This window comes from Psychrobacter okhotskensis, from assembly GCF_965638355.1.
Lineage (GTDB): Bacteria > Pseudomonadota > Gammaproteobacteria > Pseudomonadales > Moraxellaceae > Psychrobacter > Psychrobacter okhotskensis.
In genome coordinates, this window is the sequence record NZ_OZ281822.1 from 2,292,531 (window position 1) to 2,309,810 (window position 17,280).

The 17,280-nt window shown below is 43.0% G+C and carries 13 protein-coding genes; 1 reads left to right on the forward strand and 12 read right to left on the reverse strand.

The features are described 5' to 3' along the window. Positions 1-59: 59 nt before the first annotated feature. The 12 genes from tadA to ACSUPM_RS09590 all read right to left on the reverse strand — a co-directional run bounded on the left by tadA (position 60) and on the right by ACSUPM_RS09590 (position 16,753). Complete coding sequence (gene tadA, locus ACSUPM_RS09535; protein ID WP_101211752.1) at positions 60-650, reverse strand: tRNA adenosine(34) deaminase TadA; 591 nt, start codon at positions 648-650, stop codon at positions 60-62. Between the two features lie 15 nt (positions 651-665). Further along, positions 666-1,403, reverse strand: a complete 738-nt coding sequence (locus ACSUPM_RS09540) for a uracil-DNA glycosylase (protein ID WP_101211711.1) — start codon at positions 1,401-1,403, stop codon at positions 666-668. Between the two features lie 303 nt (positions 1,404-1,706). Next, a complete protein-coding gene (clpA, locus tag ACSUPM_RS09545; protein ID WP_436879885.1) occupies positions 1,707-4,286 on the reverse strand; it encodes an ATP-dependent Clp protease ATP-binding subunit ClpA in 2,580 nt (859 codons plus the stop codon). 736 nt (positions 4,287-5,022) lie between these two features. Further along, on the reverse strand, positions 5,023-5,418 hold the full coding sequence (locus ACSUPM_RS09550) for an ATP-dependent Clp protease adaptor ClpS (protein ID WP_201576842.1): 396 nt from the start codon (positions 5,416-5,418) through the stop codon (positions 5,023-5,025). 201 nt (positions 5,419-5,619) lie between these two features. Then, on the reverse strand, positions 5,620-6,495 hold the full coding sequence (locus ACSUPM_RS09555; protein ID WP_025650497.1) for a hypothetical protein: 876 nt from the start codon (positions 6,493-6,495) through the stop codon (positions 5,620-5,622). A gap of 115 nt (positions 6,496-6,610) precedes the next feature. Further along, positions 6,611-7,678, reverse strand: coding sequence for an N-acetyl-gamma-glutamyl-phosphate reductase (argC, locus tag ACSUPM_RS09560; RefSeq protein WP_201576845.1), 1,068 nt, complete (start codon positions 7,676-7,678; stop codon positions 6,611-6,613). 150 nt (positions 7,679-7,828) lie between these two features. Beyond that, a complete protein-coding gene (hemE, locus tag ACSUPM_RS09565) occupies positions 7,829-8,965 on the reverse strand; it encodes a uroporphyrinogen decarboxylase (RefSeq protein WP_173238926.1) in 1,137 nt (378 codons plus the stop codon). A gap of 403 nt (positions 8,966-9,368) precedes the next feature. Beyond that, entirely contained in the window at positions 9,369-10,541 is a 1,173-nt protein-coding gene (gene proB / locus ACSUPM_RS09570) for a glutamate 5-kinase (RefSeq protein WP_025650500.1), read from the reverse strand. A gap of 79 nt (positions 10,542-10,620) precedes the next feature. Then, positions 10,621-11,835 (reverse strand): Obg family GTPase CgtA, encoded by a 1,215-nt coding sequence (cgtA, locus tag ACSUPM_RS09575; RefSeq protein ID WP_025650501.1) that lies wholly within the window; start codon positions 11,833-11,835, stop codon positions 10,621-10,623. A 300-nt stretch (positions 11,836-12,135) separates the two neighbouring features. Continuing rightward, the gene (locus tag ACSUPM_RS09580; protein ID WP_436879886.1) at positions 12,136-13,581 is read right to left on the reverse strand and encodes a glyceraldehyde-3-phosphate dehydrogenase; all 1,446 of its coding nucleotides are present in this window, start codon (positions 13,579-13,581) and stop codon (positions 12,136-12,138) included. 371 nt (positions 13,582-13,952) lie between these two features. Then, entirely contained in the window at positions 13,953-15,212 is a 1,260-nt protein-coding gene (locus ACSUPM_RS09585) for a lipocalin family protein (protein ID WP_201578004.1), read from the reverse strand. A 473-nt stretch (positions 15,213-15,685) separates the two neighbouring features. Further along, a complete protein-coding gene (locus ACSUPM_RS09590) occupies positions 15,686-16,753 on the reverse strand; it encodes an NUDIX domain-containing protein (RefSeq protein ID WP_436879888.1) in 1,068 nt (355 codons plus the stop codon). A 300-nt stretch (positions 16,754-17,053) separates the two neighbouring features. Here ACSUPM_RS09590 and hemP point away from each other — a divergent pair, with 300 nt between their 5' ends. After that, the gene (gene hemP / locus ACSUPM_RS09595) at positions 17,054-17,212 is read left to right on the forward strand and encodes a hemin uptake protein HemP (protein ID WP_227672156.1); all 159 of its coding nucleotides are present in this window, start codon (positions 17,054-17,056) and stop codon (positions 17,210-17,212) included. The last annotated feature ends 68 nt before the right edge of the window (positions 17,213-17,280 follow it).

Below are 17,280 nucleotides of genomic sequence, written 5' to 3' on the forward strand. Positions count from 1 at the left end.
ATAGCAAAAAAACCACGCTATCACTAGCCACAAGACTGATATCTTGTTGAATGTCTATTTTATTTGTTACTGATGATGGTATGGTCGCTGAGCTTGTTCTTTTTCGCAGCTTGGCGACGCTCACGAAAAAAATGCTTTAACATTTGACTGCTATGCTCGCAGCATAAGCCTTTATGTACTTCGATAATATGATTATAAAAAGATTGTGCAGCTAAGTTCATTTGACTGCCTACCATCCCCGCTCTAGGCTCACTCGCCGCATAGATCAGTCTTTCCACACGCCCATGAATGAGTGCGCCAATACACATCGTACAGGGCTCTAAAGTCACGTATAGCGTTGTCTGTAATGGCAGACGGTAGTTCTCTAAACGCGCGCACGCATCCCTTAGTGCAACAATTTCAGCATGAGCAGTTGCGTCATGGCGCCCAATTGGCTGATTGAACCCTTGGCCAATAATCTGCTGATTGTGAACCAATATAGCGCCTACTGGCACCTCTCCAAGCGCAGCCCCTTGTTTAGCCAGCAGCAGTGCTTCTTGCATCCATTTCACGTCTTCTAGCGACCAAAACGTACTGCTTGCGAATGAAGCGTCTACTTCAATAGTGGCGAGTTGGTTAGCTGTTAACGGATGAAGTTGTAAATTTATCATCGAATTATTTGGCATTTATTGTGGTAATTGCCAGTCAATGGGCGTCTGTCCATACTGTACCAAGTAATCATTGGTTTTAGAAAATGGCTTGGAACCAAAAAACCCACCACGATTGGCAGCAAGTGGTGATGGATGCACCGCCGTTAAAATCAGATGTTTTTCTGTATCGATATACTTGCCTTTCTTTTGTGCCTTACTGCCCCACAATATAAATACGGTGTGCTCCGTTTGTTCATTGACCACATCAATCACTGCATCGGTAAACTGCTCCCAGCCTTTGTTTTGATGACTGTTCGGCTCACCTTCTCGCACGGTTAATGAGCTATTTAATAATAAAACCCCTTGCTGCGCCCAATAGGTCAAATCCCCATGTGCAGAATAGCTGCTACCAATGTCATCGGCCATCTCTTTGAGTAAATTATTGAGTGATGGTGGCTTGGGAATCGCTTTGGGCACCGAAAACGATAAGCCCATTGCCTGCCCTGGACGATGATAAGGGTCTTGTCCTAAGATAACGACTTTAACCTTTGATAAAGGGGTTAGGTTAAATGCATTAAACATCAAAGGAGCCGGTGGATAAATGCTCTCATCTGATTGATACGCTTCCTTTAAAAACGCTCGTAGATTGTCCATATTGTCAGAGGTTAATTCCTCTGCTAGGGCCGCTTTCCAATCTGCTGGTAGACGGACATTATCTAAAATTGCCTGCCTTTGCTCTGGGGTTTTCGTCGCTTGCTCGTCGAACAATTCCATGATACATCCTTATTATATTTGTTATGAATAATTACTTCGCAACTACAGTTACAATATCCTAGAAACGCGATGGTATTGCTAATATCAATTTTTTTAATCTCTGTCTGCGCAGGTACAGCAAGCAAGAAAAATGGATATCAGCAGGGCGTGATGGTTCGATATTACTTTTCACTGACTATAGCGCGGTTTAAAGATTGATGGTAACAAAAAATGCTGTGAGGTTTGTTAATAAATTATAGCAATAAAAAAAACGGCTACCACAGAAATATGGTAGCCGTTTTTATAAAGCTAATGTAAAACCGCTTAGCTGGCTAGTGACTCAGAGTCAGGATGCGGCTCATGGGTCTCAACGACCGTCAATATAATACGACTATCGGATGAGCCTTTATCAGAAGACTTGTTGCTAGTCTTGTTACTATTTTTGTCTAGTTTCACAGTAGCGTCATCTTTCTCATCACCTGCTTCAGGCTCTAAGGTTAGATGGACAACCCCACCGTTAACCAAGTCTCCAAACAAGATCATACTGGCCAATAGCTTTTTGATCTCGTCCTGAATCAAACGCTGCATCGGACGTGCACCCATCAAACGATCATAGCCTTTATTGGCCAAGTAATCACGTACTTCATCATCGATCTCTAGCGTGACTTGCTTATCATCAAGCTGCACTTGTAGCTCAACCAAGAACTTATCGACCACTGAAACCACCACTGAGGTATCTAATGGGTTGAACTGGATGATAGCATCCAAGCGGTTGCGGAACTCTGGGGTAAAGACGCGCTTGAGCGATTCTGTATTATCACGGCTATGATCTTGCTGAGTAAAGCCCATCGAAGAGCGGCTAATACTATCAGCACCGACGTTGGTCGTCATAATAACAATCACCTGCTTAAAGATAGCAACACGACCATTATTATCTGTCAAAGTACCATGATCCATGACTTGCAACAGCAAGTTAAAGACATCAGGATGCGCTTTTTCAATCTCATCAAGCAATAAGACGCAGTGCGGATGCTGATTGATCTTTTCAGTCAATAATCCACCCTGATCAAAACCGACGTAGCCTGGAGGCGCACCTATCAGACGTGAGGCCGTATGGGCTTCCATATACTCTGACATATCGAAGCGCACCAACTCTACGCCTAATAATTTTGCCAACTGATGCGATACTTCTGTTTTACCAACCCCTGTAGGACCGGCGAACATAAACGAACCAATTGGCTTATCTGGTGCTTTTAAACCCGCACGAGACAGTTTAATCGCATCTGCTAACGTCTCGATCGCTTCGTCTTGCCCAAATACTAAATGCTTAAGATCACGATCTAAATGCTCAAGAATACTCTTATCATCGCTTGATACTGACTTGGGCGGAATGCGCGCAAGCTTGGCCACGATAGCTTCAATGTCTGCCACATCGATTTTCATCGGTGGTTTTTTCTTGGCTTTCACCGCTTTTGAATCGTCAGATGATTTAGCACGATCATTGGCTTTTGCCGTATTGGCTTCATCCTGCATCTCGTTATCATCGTCACTGCTCAGGTCGCCATCTAAACCCTCAGTATCGGCATCGATCTGAGCATCAAAGTCCTGCTCTAAATCCGCAATGAAGCTCTCTTCTGCTTCAATGTCGTCGGCATCTGGAATCACACCTAGGCGCTTATACGCACCGGCTTCATCAATGACGTCGATTGCCTTATCAGGTAAAAAGCGCTCGTGAATGTGCTTGGCAGATAACTGTACAGCGGTAACCAACGCTTCATCAGTATATTCAACGTTATGAAACTCTTCATAGCGCGGCTTTAGACCGCGTAAGATATCGATACTGTCATCGACACTTGGCTCTTTAACATCGATCTTTTGGAAACGACGTGACAGCGCATGGTCTTTTTCAAAGACCTGACGATACTCAGTAAAGGTCGTTGAACCAATGCAACGCAGCTCACCGTTAGCAAGTGCTGGCTTGATTAAATTCGACACGTCCATATTGCTACTCATTGAAGAGCCTGCACCAATAATCATGTGAATCTCATCGATAAACAAGATCGCGTTGGGCTTATTCTTTAGGGCATCAAGCAGTGACTTCATACGTTTTTCAAAGTCACCACGATACTTAGTGCCTGCGATGAGCGAGCCGATATCTAAGCTATAAATCACACAGCCATTGAGTGGCTTAGGTGCTTTATCATTGATAATTAACCATGCTAGCCCTTCGGCAATAGAGGTTTTACCAACCCCTGGCTCACCAACCAACAATGGGTTGTTTTTGCGGCGACGGCAAAGTACTTGTGCCGCTCGTTCAATCTCAGAAGCACGGCCAATTAATGGATCCGTTTTGCCTTCTGCGGCACGCTGATTGAGGTTAGTAGCGAACTCAACCAAGGGATCTTTACTGGTCTTTTCAGAAGCACTACGGCGCTCACCAGTCATCGAAGCACGTGGCTCAGATGGCTCGTCTTTGTCCTGACCGTGTGATAGATACTGGGTCAGCTCAAGGCGACTGATGCCTTGTTTTTTAAGCAAATAAACCGCGTAAGTATCGTGCTCAGAAAACATAGATACCAAAATATCTGAGCCTTCGACCAAACGACCGCCACCGATAGACTGCACATGAAAAATGGCGCGTTGTAGAATGCGATCAAAGCTTTGAGTCGGCTGTGGTGATTGCTCCGTTTCTGCGTCTACCGTTGGCGTATGCTTATTGATATAAGCCTCGAGCTCGGTACGCAGCGTAGAAACATTCGCATTACACGCCGTTAATGTATTGGCAGCATGAGTGTTTTCTAACAGTGCCAACAATAAATGTTCAACAGTGAGATACTCATGCGATTTTTGACGCGCAAGTGTCATTGCTAAACGCAAAGAAACTTCAAGATGACGACTTAACATAAGGACTTCCTACGGTTGTACCTATCTTATAAATTGATAGCTTTATGAATGAGTTAGGTAGTAAATCAGGGCGATAGATGGATTGTTCAAGGGCAATGTTAGTATTATTAAGAAACCTGCCTAAATGATGATTGATGCGTATCGCGTATCATTTAGCCGATGTTTCGACCTATCTAGCAATGATTGTGATAATTCATATTCGCTTTTCTTTATCTCAACATGATACTCAATCATAGTCAATCTATTAACGCATACTAAAATGTATCTAAGTACGCTCTATGAGGTGATATTAGAGATAAGAAAGTCAGAAAAAAACCAAAATAACGAATTATATGAATGACAAGTTGGGAATAAAAAAGATTATATAAAAGTGAGGGCGTAAATAATCAGGATATTGAGTAATAGTTGTCTACGCAATAGTCTCAGAAACATAGCGAAATACTAAAAAACTGAGCGTAAAACGTCAATTTACTATACAACGCTATATTTGTTATATAAGGCTATTTAAGATAAAAATCAAGATCAAAACAGAAAGAAGACTGACTACTTAGGAGCGTTCTTAAGATGAGGAGAGATGTTAGAACGAATTTACTGTGAGAGTAATAGTAGAGCTGCCTGATAAAAGGCTTTTAAAAGTGTTACTAATATATAAGCTCAAAAGTGGCAGTATTATATTGCCGATTAAAAAGCATCCAACAAAGTGAAAAGTCACAAGAAAATGAAGCAGTTATGACATCTACTCACCTTGATGCGGTTCTATTTGAGTCAATAGAGGATAGCCTTCGCGATGAGCCAGACTATTTACCTTTTTGGCTTTGGTTTCAGCGATATCTTTAGGATAAATACCCGCAATACCTTTACTACTGTTGTGAATCGTCAACATAACTTCAACAGCAGAATCAACACTGTGGCGAAACTCCGACTGCAAAACGTAAACGACAAACTCCATCGGCGTATAATTATCATTATACATCACGACCGCATACATCGGTGGCTTCGCCACTTCTGGCTCGGCCACGAGCACGTCTGCTTGCGGCGATGTCTCACCGTCTGGCTCACTATCTTGAGCGCGTTGCGCAGGTATATTAGGAAAGTGCCAATCAAAAACGGTCGGCCTAGCTTGTAGAGTCATAGGTTTTATCATAATCAAAGTATAAGGGTAAGTTTAGAATAAAAAGAGATTATACAGAGAGGCTGTCAGAAATAGCATAAAGTACCATGGTTATAACAAAGTATCGTTGCTATAAGCTAGTGGTTATAAATAGCCATTGTGCTTAACTAACTTTGGTTCATACCACTAAATTTCAAGTACTTATTAGATTTTAAATGCTAATTAAGGCTCAATAGGACTTTCATCTACTTCTGGCAAATCTAAAAGCGATAGCGGCATATTGTCGACCCTATCGCCAAGCTTCCAGTCATAAAGCTGTTCTTTTTGCTGACCACCGGCTCTCAAAGTCAGTTTTGCCTGCAATGGCTTAAAGCCTGATGGCATCATAAAGCGGCCACGAATACGCACAATACCCTTAATCGAATAACTGGCAGGATCTAGCGGCACTTCCACGAAGTCATCATCATCAAGCAATGTCAACGTTGGTGTTAAACGCTTGGCATTACCATCTTCACTGAGCATACCGATGTCAAAACCATACTCAAAAGCATTCTCAGGTAGCGGCTTAATATTAGCACCAATTATCTGTAGTGGCATGCCACCATTATCAGCAATCACCTCAGTATAGAGCTCATTAAGCTGGGCAACTTGTTTGTTTTCAACAGTTAGTGATTTTTGCGTTTCGCGTAACTCTTTCAAGTTTGCCAAACTAATCGCCAGCTCTTGCTTGGCAGTCGCAGCCTCACTGGTGGCTATTTTGTTGCTAATCCGCAAGTCTTTTAGCTCTTTGGTTGCCTCATTGCTATTGATAATTGCTTGCTTGGTCTCGGTTTGCATCGAATGAAAGCCGCGCTGATAGCCAAGCTTATGACCAAATAACAATCCAACAGTAGCGGTCACTAATATGGCCACAACAAAGAGTGCCAGCACCAGTGTCGATGCCCCTTTTTGACCAGCAATGAGATTGTGATGGTTGTCGATAAAGCGGTCACTGCTTTGTAAAGAATGCGGTCTACGCTCCACTTGATATGGAACAGAGTCTTGGCACGATAAACGTGCTGGCTGTGAGCAAAAGCGTAGTACAATCTTAACACGCATTTAGACAGTATCTCTTAACAGTAAGGGCAGGTTATTATAGCGGAATTTATAATCAATACCTAGCACCATCAATATGAATGATTTAACAGTAAAAATACAATGTTGGATAGTAAGATTAAGGGACAATCGGCGCAAAATTCAACCCCTGTGACTCATCAAACCCAAACATCACATTCATATTCTGTACCGCCTGCCCAGCCGCGCCTTTTACTAAATTGTCTTGTACCACAATAACCGTCAGTTCGGCACGCTCATTGTCCTGATGTACCGAAATCCGCAGACGGTTGCTGGCTCGCACACTGCGCGTATCAGGATAAATACCTTTTGGCATGACATCAATAAACAACTCTGACGCATAGCATTGTTCAAATGCTTGTTGCCAATCGATGGCAGCGCCTTCTTCGGTCAACTCCATATGGATAGAGCTTAACATGCCACGAATCATTGGCACTAGATGCGGTAAAAAGCGAATACGATGGCTAAACTGACTGTCTAATAACTGCGCCACCCCCTGCTCAATCTCTGGCAGATGACGATGACCTGTAACGCTATAAGCTTTAAAATTGTCCGTTGTTTCCGCATAATTAAGCGCCAGACTCGCCTGACGTCCCGCCCCTGAAACGCCAGACTTCGCATCAATAACAATACGAGCATCGATCAATCGAGTGGCTTGCTGATTTTGCGCGTCAATAATGGGTTTTAAACCCAAAATAGCGGTGGTTGGATAACAGCCAGGATTTCCTACGACCAAAGCGTTTGCAAGTTTATCGCGATTGACTTCAGGTAAGCCATAAACAGCCGTTTTCAGCAGCTCAGGACAGGCATGCGACTGTTTATACCAATGCTCAAACTCCGTCAATGACTGGAGACGAAAATCAGCCGCCAAATCGATGACTCGTACACCTGCTTGAGTCAACGCTTGTGCTTGTTTCATCGCGACACCATGTGGCGTGGCAAAAAACACCACATCACATTTTTGTAAGGTGGCAAGCGTATCATCACCCAAGTCACTAAAGACAATATCCGAGATACCGCGTAAGCTTGGGAATATCTCATCAGCACGTGTACCCGCTTCACTACGTGACGTTAGCAAATCAATAGAAACCTCAGGATGAGCGGATAGTAAGCGAATCAGCTCAATACCTGTATATCCTGTGCCACCGACGATTGCTGCTGAAATCATAAGATATCCCCTTTTACTCAGTAATGTAATTGCTAGCTATCGCTACCACTGGATTTTAAATTTATAAGTCCAATTTATCATAGCATTTAAATATCTCAGTGGCTAAATACCACAATGATTAAATAGCACAGTGATTAAATAAAACAATGGCTAGATTTTGTAATCATGCACGGCATCGATAAACACTTTGGCATTGTCAGGGTTGACCCACTGCGTAATACCATGACCCAAATTCGCCACGTAGCCAGTTTTTTCGCCATTAGCATACGCGCTATCTAGCATTAGTTTTACTTCTGAGCGGATGGTTTCAGGAGAACCGTAAAGGGTTGCTGGATCCAAATTACCTTGAAGCGCTTTGCTGCTCTGTAACTTCTTATGCTGTTTGGTCAACTGACGCTGACTCTCAGTCAATGCTTGACGCGCGCGATCAAGCGGCATCGTCCAATCTAGACCTAAGGCATCCGCCTCACTATCCGCTTGGATATCTAGCCATAGTCCGCCGCCCTTGGTAAATAGTACCACTGGTATATCAGGGTGACGCACTTTTAGCTCAGCGACGATGCGCTTATTATAAGCGTGTGAAAAATCGATAAACTGACGATGACCCAGCGCGCCGCCCCAGCTGTCAAATATCTGCAATACTTGAGCACCAGCAACGACTTGTGCATCTAAATAGTCAATAACAGACGTGGCAAGCTTATCTAATAATTGATGTAAAAAAGCTGGGTTACTATATAAAAAGCCTTTGGTATAACGATAATCTTTTGAGCTGCCGCCTTCAATCATATAGGTCGCTAGTGTCCACGGACTACCAGAAAAACCGAATAAGGGCACTTGCCCATTTAATGCTTTACGAATGCTGGTCACCGCACGCATGACGTAATCCAGAGAGTCATTGACATCAAGCACAGGCAGTCTATCTAAATCAGCTTGCGTACGAATAGGGTGTTTGAACTTCGGCCCTTCTCCCGTCTCGAAATACAAACCCAAGCCCATGGCATCAGGAATGGTCAAAATATCACTAAATAGGATAGCTGCGTCCAAATCATAACGACGTAGTGGCTGTAAAGTGACTTCTGTCGCGCGATCGGTATCGCGGCACAAGCTCATAAAATCACCTGCTTCAGCACGGGTGGCTTTATACTCTGGTAAATAACGACCAGCTTGGCGCATCATCCACACGGGTGTGGTGTCGATCGTCTCAAAACGAAAGGCACGTAGTAATCTGTCGTTTTTTAGAGGGGCAAACTCATGCTGAAGCGAGTTGTTATTGTCTGAAGCACTCATGTACAAATCTCCAAAACAGCACGGTATTCATTGATAATGATAACAATGAATACCGTGCTGGATAAAATAAGTTAAATATAAAGAACATAGAACGCGGCACACATTAAACCATCAGGTTTTTGTACAAAGACGGGTTTTGATCAAAATCGCGTTTTAAGCCAAAAACGTCTAGTATCACAAAATAATACTGGTTTTCGAGTTTTTGAGTGCTAATTACTTTTAAATATTAGGGCGTGTTGATAAGCTTTTAGTCGCGGATAAATTTCCAACCTTGATGAGTATAAGTAATGGCATGACCAAAATAGTCTACTGACAAAAGTCATTTGATGCCTTATTTATACTTATAAATAAGGCATCTTTATACCTGTACATAGAGAATCAAGCGCATAGGAAATCGATACTACTACATCGTCAATGCTAGGTTGTCACGATGTACCATGACCACGCGCTCTTCATTATTACCAAGAATTCTATCGAATTGCTCAGTACGCTCACGAGCCACACGGCGCGCGTCACGAGAGGAGAAGTTGACTTGGCCAACGGCGAGACGCTCGCCTGTATCTTGGTGCACAATTTCGACCACATCACCTTCATCAAAATCACCGCGTACTTCTGCTACGCCGACTGGTAGCAAGCTCTTATGATGTTCAACGACGGCTTTTGCGGCACCAGCATCAACAATCAAAGAGCCTGACATACGTAGATGCGCTGCTAGCCATTGTTTACGAGCAATGATTTTATCTTCGTCATTAGTCGTTAGCAACGTACCAACCGCTTCACCAGATACCACACGGGTAATAACGTCATCGATAGCGCCGCTCACAATTACGGTAGGACAACCACCCATGGCGGCAAGGCGACCAGCACGAATCTTGGTTAGCATTCCACCACGTCCGAGTTTGCCACCATCACCTGCAATATCAAACAAGTAATCAGCCATGGCACGCTCTTGACGAATCATTTTGGCATCAGGGTTATCACGCGGATTATCAGTGAACACGCCGTCTTGATCCGTTAAGATAATGTACAAATCAGCATTGACCATCGCTGCTGCCATCGCACCTAACGTATCGTTGTCGCCAAATTTGATCTCATCAATGGTGATGGTGTCGTTTTCATTAATGACCGGTAGCACGTTCCATTCTAATAACTGTGTCAGTGCGCCTGTGGTATTCAGATAACGACTACGGTTGGACAAGTCATCATGGGTTAGTAGTAGCTGAGAGCTTTGAATACCGTGCTGAATCAACGCTGACCACCAGGTTTCAATCAAGCCCATTTGACCAATAGAAGCACAAGCTTGCAGCGCCGCTAATTTTTTGGGACGCTCCTCTAGGTTCATGCGTACCACGCCTTCAGCAACTGCCCCTGACGACACGAGCAGTACTTCCACGCCTTGCTTGTGCAGCTTAGCAATTTGCTTTGCCCATTCGTAAATGGCAGTTCGATCTAGCCCTCGACCGTTATTGGTTAATAACGATGAGCCAATCTTGACAATAACGCGCTGAATATCAAAGTTGCGAGTTTGCTTAATAAACCTTGCTTCTTCGGTCGTGTTTTCTATGTCACCTGCCATATAAACTCCTGTGTCTTATGTCAATTAATTACGGGGATTGATCTAAAAAATTCAAGTATATCAGTTTAAGCACCATCATTTAAGGAACATAAACGACTTCAACGCCATCTTCATCGTCATCATCTAAATCATCATCGTCGTTTAAGTCCAACCCTTCACGTGCCGCTTTTCGAGCCGCACGATAAGCCTCACGCTGGGCTTCAGTATTCAGACGTACTTCTACTTCTAAGCGCTCAAAACGTGTTCTTTGTGCTTCAGCGAAGATGGGGTCCTCTATTTCGCGTTCGCGCTCACGTTCAATCTCATTCATCAAATGATATTTAACAGCATCAGTCCCTTCACCCATTAGAGTTGACGTGCGAAATACATCTCCTGTCCAACCAAGCTCAGCGACAATATGGGTACAGAGCTCATTTAACTCTTCTTCAGGCACCTGATCAATTTTGTTTAATACCAAAATTTGGGGTAGGTTGGATAATTCAGGCGAAAAACGTTCAAGCTCATTCAAGATAACACGAGCATTTTTTACCGGATCGCTGCCATCAATTGGCTTTACATCAACCACATGTAACAGACGGCGCGTACGAGCAACATGCTTTAAAAAGCGAATGCCAAGTCCTGCACCTTCTGAGGCACCTTCGATTAAACCCGGAATATCCGCCATGACGAACGAGCGATGACGACCAATATCGACCACGCCCAGATTTGGAACCAACGTGGTAAACGGATAATCAGCAACTTTTGGTCTAGCAGCAGAGACTTGGCGGATAAAGGTCGATTTACCCGCATTAGGTAAACCAATCAAGCCAACATCAGCCACAACTTTTAGCTCAAACTTAAGAACTTTTAGCTCACCTTCAAAGCCTGAAGTAGCCTTGCGCGGTGCTTGATTGGTCGAGCTTTTGAAGTGAGTATTGCCCAAACCACCATCACCGCCTTTGGCAATGAGCAAGGTCTGACCAATTTCAATCAAATCACCCAATACTTCATCGGTTTCGGTATCGACTATCGTAGTACCAATAGGCACTGGCAAAAATAGATCGTCAGAGCCCTTACCCGAACAGTTTCTACTGTGACCATTCTCAGCTCTCATGGCGTCATAGCGACGCGTATAACGATAGTCAACTAGAGTGTTGGTATTATCTTCTGCAATGGCATAAACATCTCCGCCCTTGCCACCATCGCCACCATCAGGTCCACCACGTGGGACATACTTTTCTCGGCGAAAACTGGCGATTCCGTTACCACCGTCACCTGCTTTTACCGTTACGACGGCTTCATCAATAAATCGCATCTTACGTTCCTTAATTTACCATCCAGTTTATAAACTGGTTACAGCCAACGACTGTATTTTAGGGTATAGCTATGTGTTTGTGTAGTTGTAAAAACTTAATGCTTATAAAAAATTAGTGCTTGTAAAAAACTGGTTTAAAAATAATTATGACCCTAGTGTGCCAAAATACTTAGCAACAAGTATGACAACAACACCCGATAACCAATCGGACTATCGGGTGCTTGAGTATCACATCTAAAAAACATGGCTTCTATACGAAACTTAATGCATTAGCGTATCACTGCTATAGACTTAGAATTTTTACGCTGGAATCTGAGTATAGCTGATGCCGGCCATTTGTGTCGCCAAACGTAATACTTGCGTACTGTAGCCCACTTCGTTGTCATACCAGATATAAACGATGGCATGATTGTCCGTGAGAATCGTCGCTTGTGCATCAACGATACCGACGTGCGTATCACCGACGAAATCAGTCGAGACCGCTTCGGTAGAGTCCGTATAAGCAATCTGTGTTTGCCACTGGCTGCTATTAGAAACTTTACGCATAAACTCATTTAACGCATCAGCACTGGCAGGTGCAGTTTTGAGGTTTAAGTTTAAAATTGCTAAGCTGACATTCGGCGTTGGGACACGAATAGCATTACCGGTTAATTTGCCGCTAAGCTCTGGTAGTGCTTTACCAACTGCTTTTGCCGCACCAGTACTAGTGATAACCATGTTCAACACTGCACTGCGGCCACGGCGATCAGCTTTATGATAGTTATCGATTAGGTTTTGATCGTTGGTGAACGAATGAATCGTTTCCACGTGACCATTTTCGATACCGTACTCATCGTTCAGTACTTTTAGCGTTGGTGTAATCGCGTTGGTCGTACAGCTCGCCGCGCTGACAATCGTATCATCACCGACCGTATCATTGTTCACACCATAAACGACGTTTTTAATCTCGCCACCAGCAGGAGCCGTTAGCAATACTTTTTTAACGCCTTGAGACTGTAGATGCTTACCAAGACCGGCTTCGTCTTTCCAAATGCCCGTGTTATCAATAACCAATGCATCGTTGATACCATAAGCCGTATAATCAATTTCGCTTGGGTCTTTAGCATAAATAACTTGCACAAAGCGACCATTGATAATCAGACCGTTATTTTCATCATCAACCACCACGCCACCAGCGAAGCTACCATGAATCGAATCACGCTCTAGTAATGATGCACGCTTGGCCAAATCACCAGCAGCAGCCGGACGTACGACGATGGCTTTGAGTTGTACGCCTTTCGCGCTTGACGCTTGCGATAACAATAGACGCGTTAAGATACGACCAATACGACCAAAACCGTATAGCACGACATCAGTCGCACCATTGATAGCATTGTTGTCACTGCTAATAGATTGCAGAGCCGCTTGTACATCACTGTCATTAGCAATCAATTGACCGACATCGATACGCGCAGCTTGGATAGTCTTATTGTCTGCTAGCACTTTAACCATTGCTAGCGTATCAGCGATAGCGATGGCTTTTGCATCTTGATCACGCATCGCTACTTTTTGATGTAGTGCCAATATGCGACCGACTGAGGTCGTATCTAGCGTTTCGCCGAACAAAGTCACTTGGACGTCTTGCTCATTATAGAGCTTGTTCAAAAACCCCATGAGCTCAATCGCTTGTTGCTCTTGGTTGTTATAATTGCTCAAGTGCTCTTGATGTAGGTGGCGTAAGGTATCAGCGTTGCTCACGAGAAACATCCTTATGGTCAGTAATGTATGATCAGTAAAGTATGAAGAAGTATCAAACAGAGAGATTGTATTTAGTCTAAGTGACTATTCAAATACGGTGAGGTCAAATACGATGAGGGCAAAACATCCATGCCAATCATTTTTCATTTTCATCAGTGTATTTAGATCGCCTAGATTTTAGCCTAAAACGGTCAATTTTGCCAGTGATAACATATCAGCGCGCACTTATAACCTATTTTGGGGCTATATTGACTTGATTATAAAAATAAAGGCAGCCTATTACGCTACCTTTGTTAAATTCGAACGCCTTAAACAACGATGCTGTTAAACAACTAAATCGATAAACAACTAGCGCACTAAACAATTAAGTCACTAAACAATTAGGGTACTAAAGTAACTGTTTGATTGCTTTGTGCGGTCAGTTTAAATTCTTTCAAGTCGTAGCCTTGTTGCTGGGCAATTTGGCGATATTTCGCATAGGTTTCCTGACTGACATTGGGCGAACGTGCTAGTAACCATAAATAGTCTTTGTCTGGCGTACCAACTAGCGCTGTCTGATAATCAGCATCGCGCGCCAGTACCCAATAATCGGCACGACCGACTGGTAACCAGCGAATCCATGAAGGCAAGAACGTCACTTTTAGCTTGCTACCCGTATCGTCGGCAGGTTTTGCCAATCCCTCAGCGGTAATATCTGAACCGTCTTCAGCTTTACATTTATTGGTGACTACCACTCCGGAGCCGTCTATTTTTTGGGCATAGTTTGCGGTTACATCACTAGCACAGTTGCGCTGAAAGTACATTGGTAACCGACCTATCTCATACCACGTGCCTGCATACTTTTTGAGATCCACACTGTCGACGGTGGTCGGTGTGTTCGCAGACTTATGGATGATGTCGCTGGGCTTCACAGACAAGGTTTGCGTTGTGGTTTTATCAGTCGTCGCCGTGGCAGAAGTTTTACTAGTGGACGCGCTAGTCGCTGGTAACGGCGCAGCATAAGCCGAAAACGCCGCCAACGGTATAATAATCGCTAGGGCAATGCCAGTATGCTTAATAAGCCCATTCATAAATATGCGCTCCGGTATTTCTTTATATGAGGTCGTCGTCAATGATAAATCATCTGTGTTTTGAGGTTTTTCTATTGAAATATTCGCTTGTTCCTCTGACATCAGTACATCTACTTTGTTAGATTCCTGTGCTTGCTTCTTCTGCGCTTTTTTGTAGCCACGGATTTTTTGAGAGCCGCTAGCTTTTTTGAAGCCATTAGCCGTGTCAAAATCCTCTATATCGCTATTTTTTGAATCGTTACTGTTGATATTACCGTTTTCAATCATAGCAAACTCTTTTGCCTGTGTAAGGCTTTTGTCGATGCTTTTGTATCCAAAATAGCTGTCTTGCAAAGACGATGTTTTTGCCAAATGGTTTGAATGTTCGCCGTTATAACTGTCGCTGTCATTACTCGCATTGAGACTTTTATTACCATTGATAGCATGGTTATAGCTTGCATCATTGCTGGCACTATTTACGTGTTGCCCATTATCCTGATAATGGTTCTTTAACTGACTGGTTTGCTGTGATTGAGAACCGGCTGCCTGTGCATCAGACCATGATGACTGAGGTAACTTATTGGTTTTCATAGGGATACCATTAATTATTGGTGATGGTTAAAAACTTATTCATTATCAAATAAATATTATTTGATTTTCTACACAAAAATATTGTTACTAATAAAGATAATGTGAGAAAAATCAAATATTATTATGAGTAGTGAGAGTCGCTTGACCAGACAATTGGTTTATTAAAAGCCAAAAACGTCATCTATAAAAACAGCTTGAAGACTCTCTAATTTGATAGCCTATCTTAATGGCAGTGCTATGATTAAAACAGTGTCGCAATGTAGGAAAACGCAACGGTTTGTAAGTAATTCTGTATTTAGATTAGAGAATAAACACATAGTTACCGATTGGATAAATATAAGGGAAGCTTATTATTATTAAGAATTTACTTTGATAAATGGTAGCTACTGTGCTTGACGTGATAGGCCTTGTACAAGCACTTGATGAGCATAGTTAACTTGGTATTTATTAATAAAAACTTGCTAAAAAAACGCCTAAACGAACTGGCGGATACCGGCCACGCTGATACCGCCGTACTGGACAGCTTGCTCAATCATAGCTGGTGACAAGCCACCCAAACCAATGACTGGCATGTCAGCCAACTGTGCCAAAGCTGACCACGCTACCCAACCTAATGGCGCAGTATCGGGATGCGTTTGGGTCGCTAGTACTGGTGATAAAAACACACCGATCACTGGTGCTTGCTGCTGCTGTAAACGAACACTAGCAAGCTGATTAGCGGCATGGATACTGGCTGCATCGTGACAGCTGATTATTAATGGTCGATCGAGAGGTAACGCCTGCTCACCTACGGAACTGTCTTGCTCATTATCAAACCATTTCATGAGCGCAGTCTGAGAGATTTGATGAGCAACGATCTGATAATCGGCTTGTAATGAATGAAGGCGACGCTCAAATGGCAGAATCACTTGAATGTCTGGACGCAAAGCCATCAATTGCTTTACGCTATTATCAAAGTCTGAGTCCTTAACTCGAATGTATAGCCAAGCATGGGTCCCTACTTTTTCCTTGTGATAGGTCAACCATTCTGTTGCTGGATTGGGCAGATCATTAAAGTGTGCCAAAGGATAGCTAATCGCTATCTGTGCGGGTAGACGCAACCATTCTAAAATCGTTTTATTGGCAGCAGGCAAATGATACTTCCCTGCCAATAGCCCAGATTTATTGACCCATGCCAGCGCCTGCCCTTCTAAGCCATGGCTGAGATGTCGATGTTGCTCATATTGCTCTGCTGTTAGCTCAATATTATAGACCTGCAAGCTCACTTGCTTATCCCCATAATCATGATGCAGCCGTCCAAGTTTGATGACAGTATTGTCGTGAATATCGATTCCAGTTTCTTCAGCGACTTCGCGTATTAATGCCTGTTTTGCGGTTTCATTCGCCTCTATCTTTCCACCTACAAACTCATAACGGTTGCCCTGATGTTGAGCCGCATCTCGAAATCCGAGCAAATACTGTGCCTGATAATGAATAACAGCGACAGCGACGTTTACGATTTTTTGATGGCTAGTTTGTTGAATTATTGCGGCGTTCACCATAATACTGTCCTCAAATGCTTGTTTTATTTGTTATGACTCGAATGCTTGCTTTGTTTGTTATGAATAGTCACTTGCGATAATAAGCTGATATTAATTTAAGTCATTGATATAAATAATAAAAAATAAATTCAATCTGGCTTTATCATCGTAGGTTTATATAAGTTTACATAATGACTGCATTTTATTTTATCAATTACCTTGCAAAACAATCCAATCTAAATGATAATTATTATCGTTAATGACTATTACTCTCTGATGTCGACTACTCAACTGTTTTATCAAAAGGAATTTATTATGAGCATGGTTATCTCTCGTTACTTAAACTGCCGCGAAAACCGTCTACCGACTTTGCAATCACAGCATCTGTTTGCCTTGACCAAAGAGGTACGTATTGAGCACGAAGGTGAGGAATATCGCTTACGCTTAACTCGCAATAACCGCTTAATTTTGACCAAATAGTTCATATAGCCTCAGAAATATTACAATGAAAAAAACGCCTTTATCGAAAGGCGTTTTTTATTGGCTAA

Bases quoted from the DNA above. Each gene is read 5' to 3' on its own strand.
- ACSUPM_RS09555 (WP_025650497.1), bottom strand. From the start codon at position 6,495: ATGCGTGTTAAGATTGTACTACGCTTTTGCTCACAGCCAGCACGTTTA.
- cgtA (WP_025650501.1), bottom strand. From the start codon at position 11,835: ATGCGATTTATTGATGAAGCCGTCGTAACGGTAAAAGCAGGTGACGGT.
- ACSUPM_RS09540 (WP_101211711.1), bottom strand. From the start codon at position 1,403: ATGGAATTGTTCGACGAGCAAGCGACGAAAACCCCAGAGCAAAGGCAG.
- proB (WP_025650500.1), bottom strand. From the start codon at position 10,541: ATGGCAGGTGACATAGAAAACACGACCGAAGAAGCAAGGTTTATTAAG.
- argC (WP_201576845.1), bottom strand. From the start codon at position 7,678: ATGATTTCAGCAGCAATCGTCGGTGGCACAGGATATACAGGTATTGAG.
- ACSUPM_RS09550 (WP_201576842.1), bottom strand. From the start codon at position 5,418: ATGACTCTACAAGCTAGGCCGACCGTTTTTGATTGGCACTTTCCTAAT.
- ACSUPM_RS09580 (WP_436879886.1), bottom strand. From the start codon at position 13,581: ATGTTTCTCGTGAGCAACGCTGATACCTTACGCCACCTACATCAAGAG.
- hemE (WP_173238926.1), bottom strand. From the start codon at position 8,965: ATGAGTGCTTCAGACAATAACAACTCGCTTCAGCATGAGTTTGCCCCT.
- tadA (WP_101211752.1), bottom strand. From the start codon at position 650: ATGATAAATTTACAACTTCATCCGTTAACAGCTAACCAACTCGCCACT.
- hemP (WP_227672156.1), top strand. From the start codon at position 17,054: ATGGTTATCTCTCGTTACTTAAACTGCCGCGAAAACCGTCTACCGACT.
- ACSUPM_RS09585 (WP_201578004.1), bottom strand. From the start codon at position 15,212: ATGAAAACCAATAAGTTACCTCAGTCATCATGGTCTGATGCACAGGCA.
- ACSUPM_RS09590 (WP_436879888.1), bottom strand. From the start codon at position 16,753: ATGGTGAACGCCGCAATAATTCAACAAACTAGCCATCAAAAAATCGTA.
- clpA (WP_436879885.1), bottom strand. From the start codon at position 4,286: ATGTTAAGTCGTCATCTTGAAGTTTCTTTGCGTTTAGCAATGACACTT.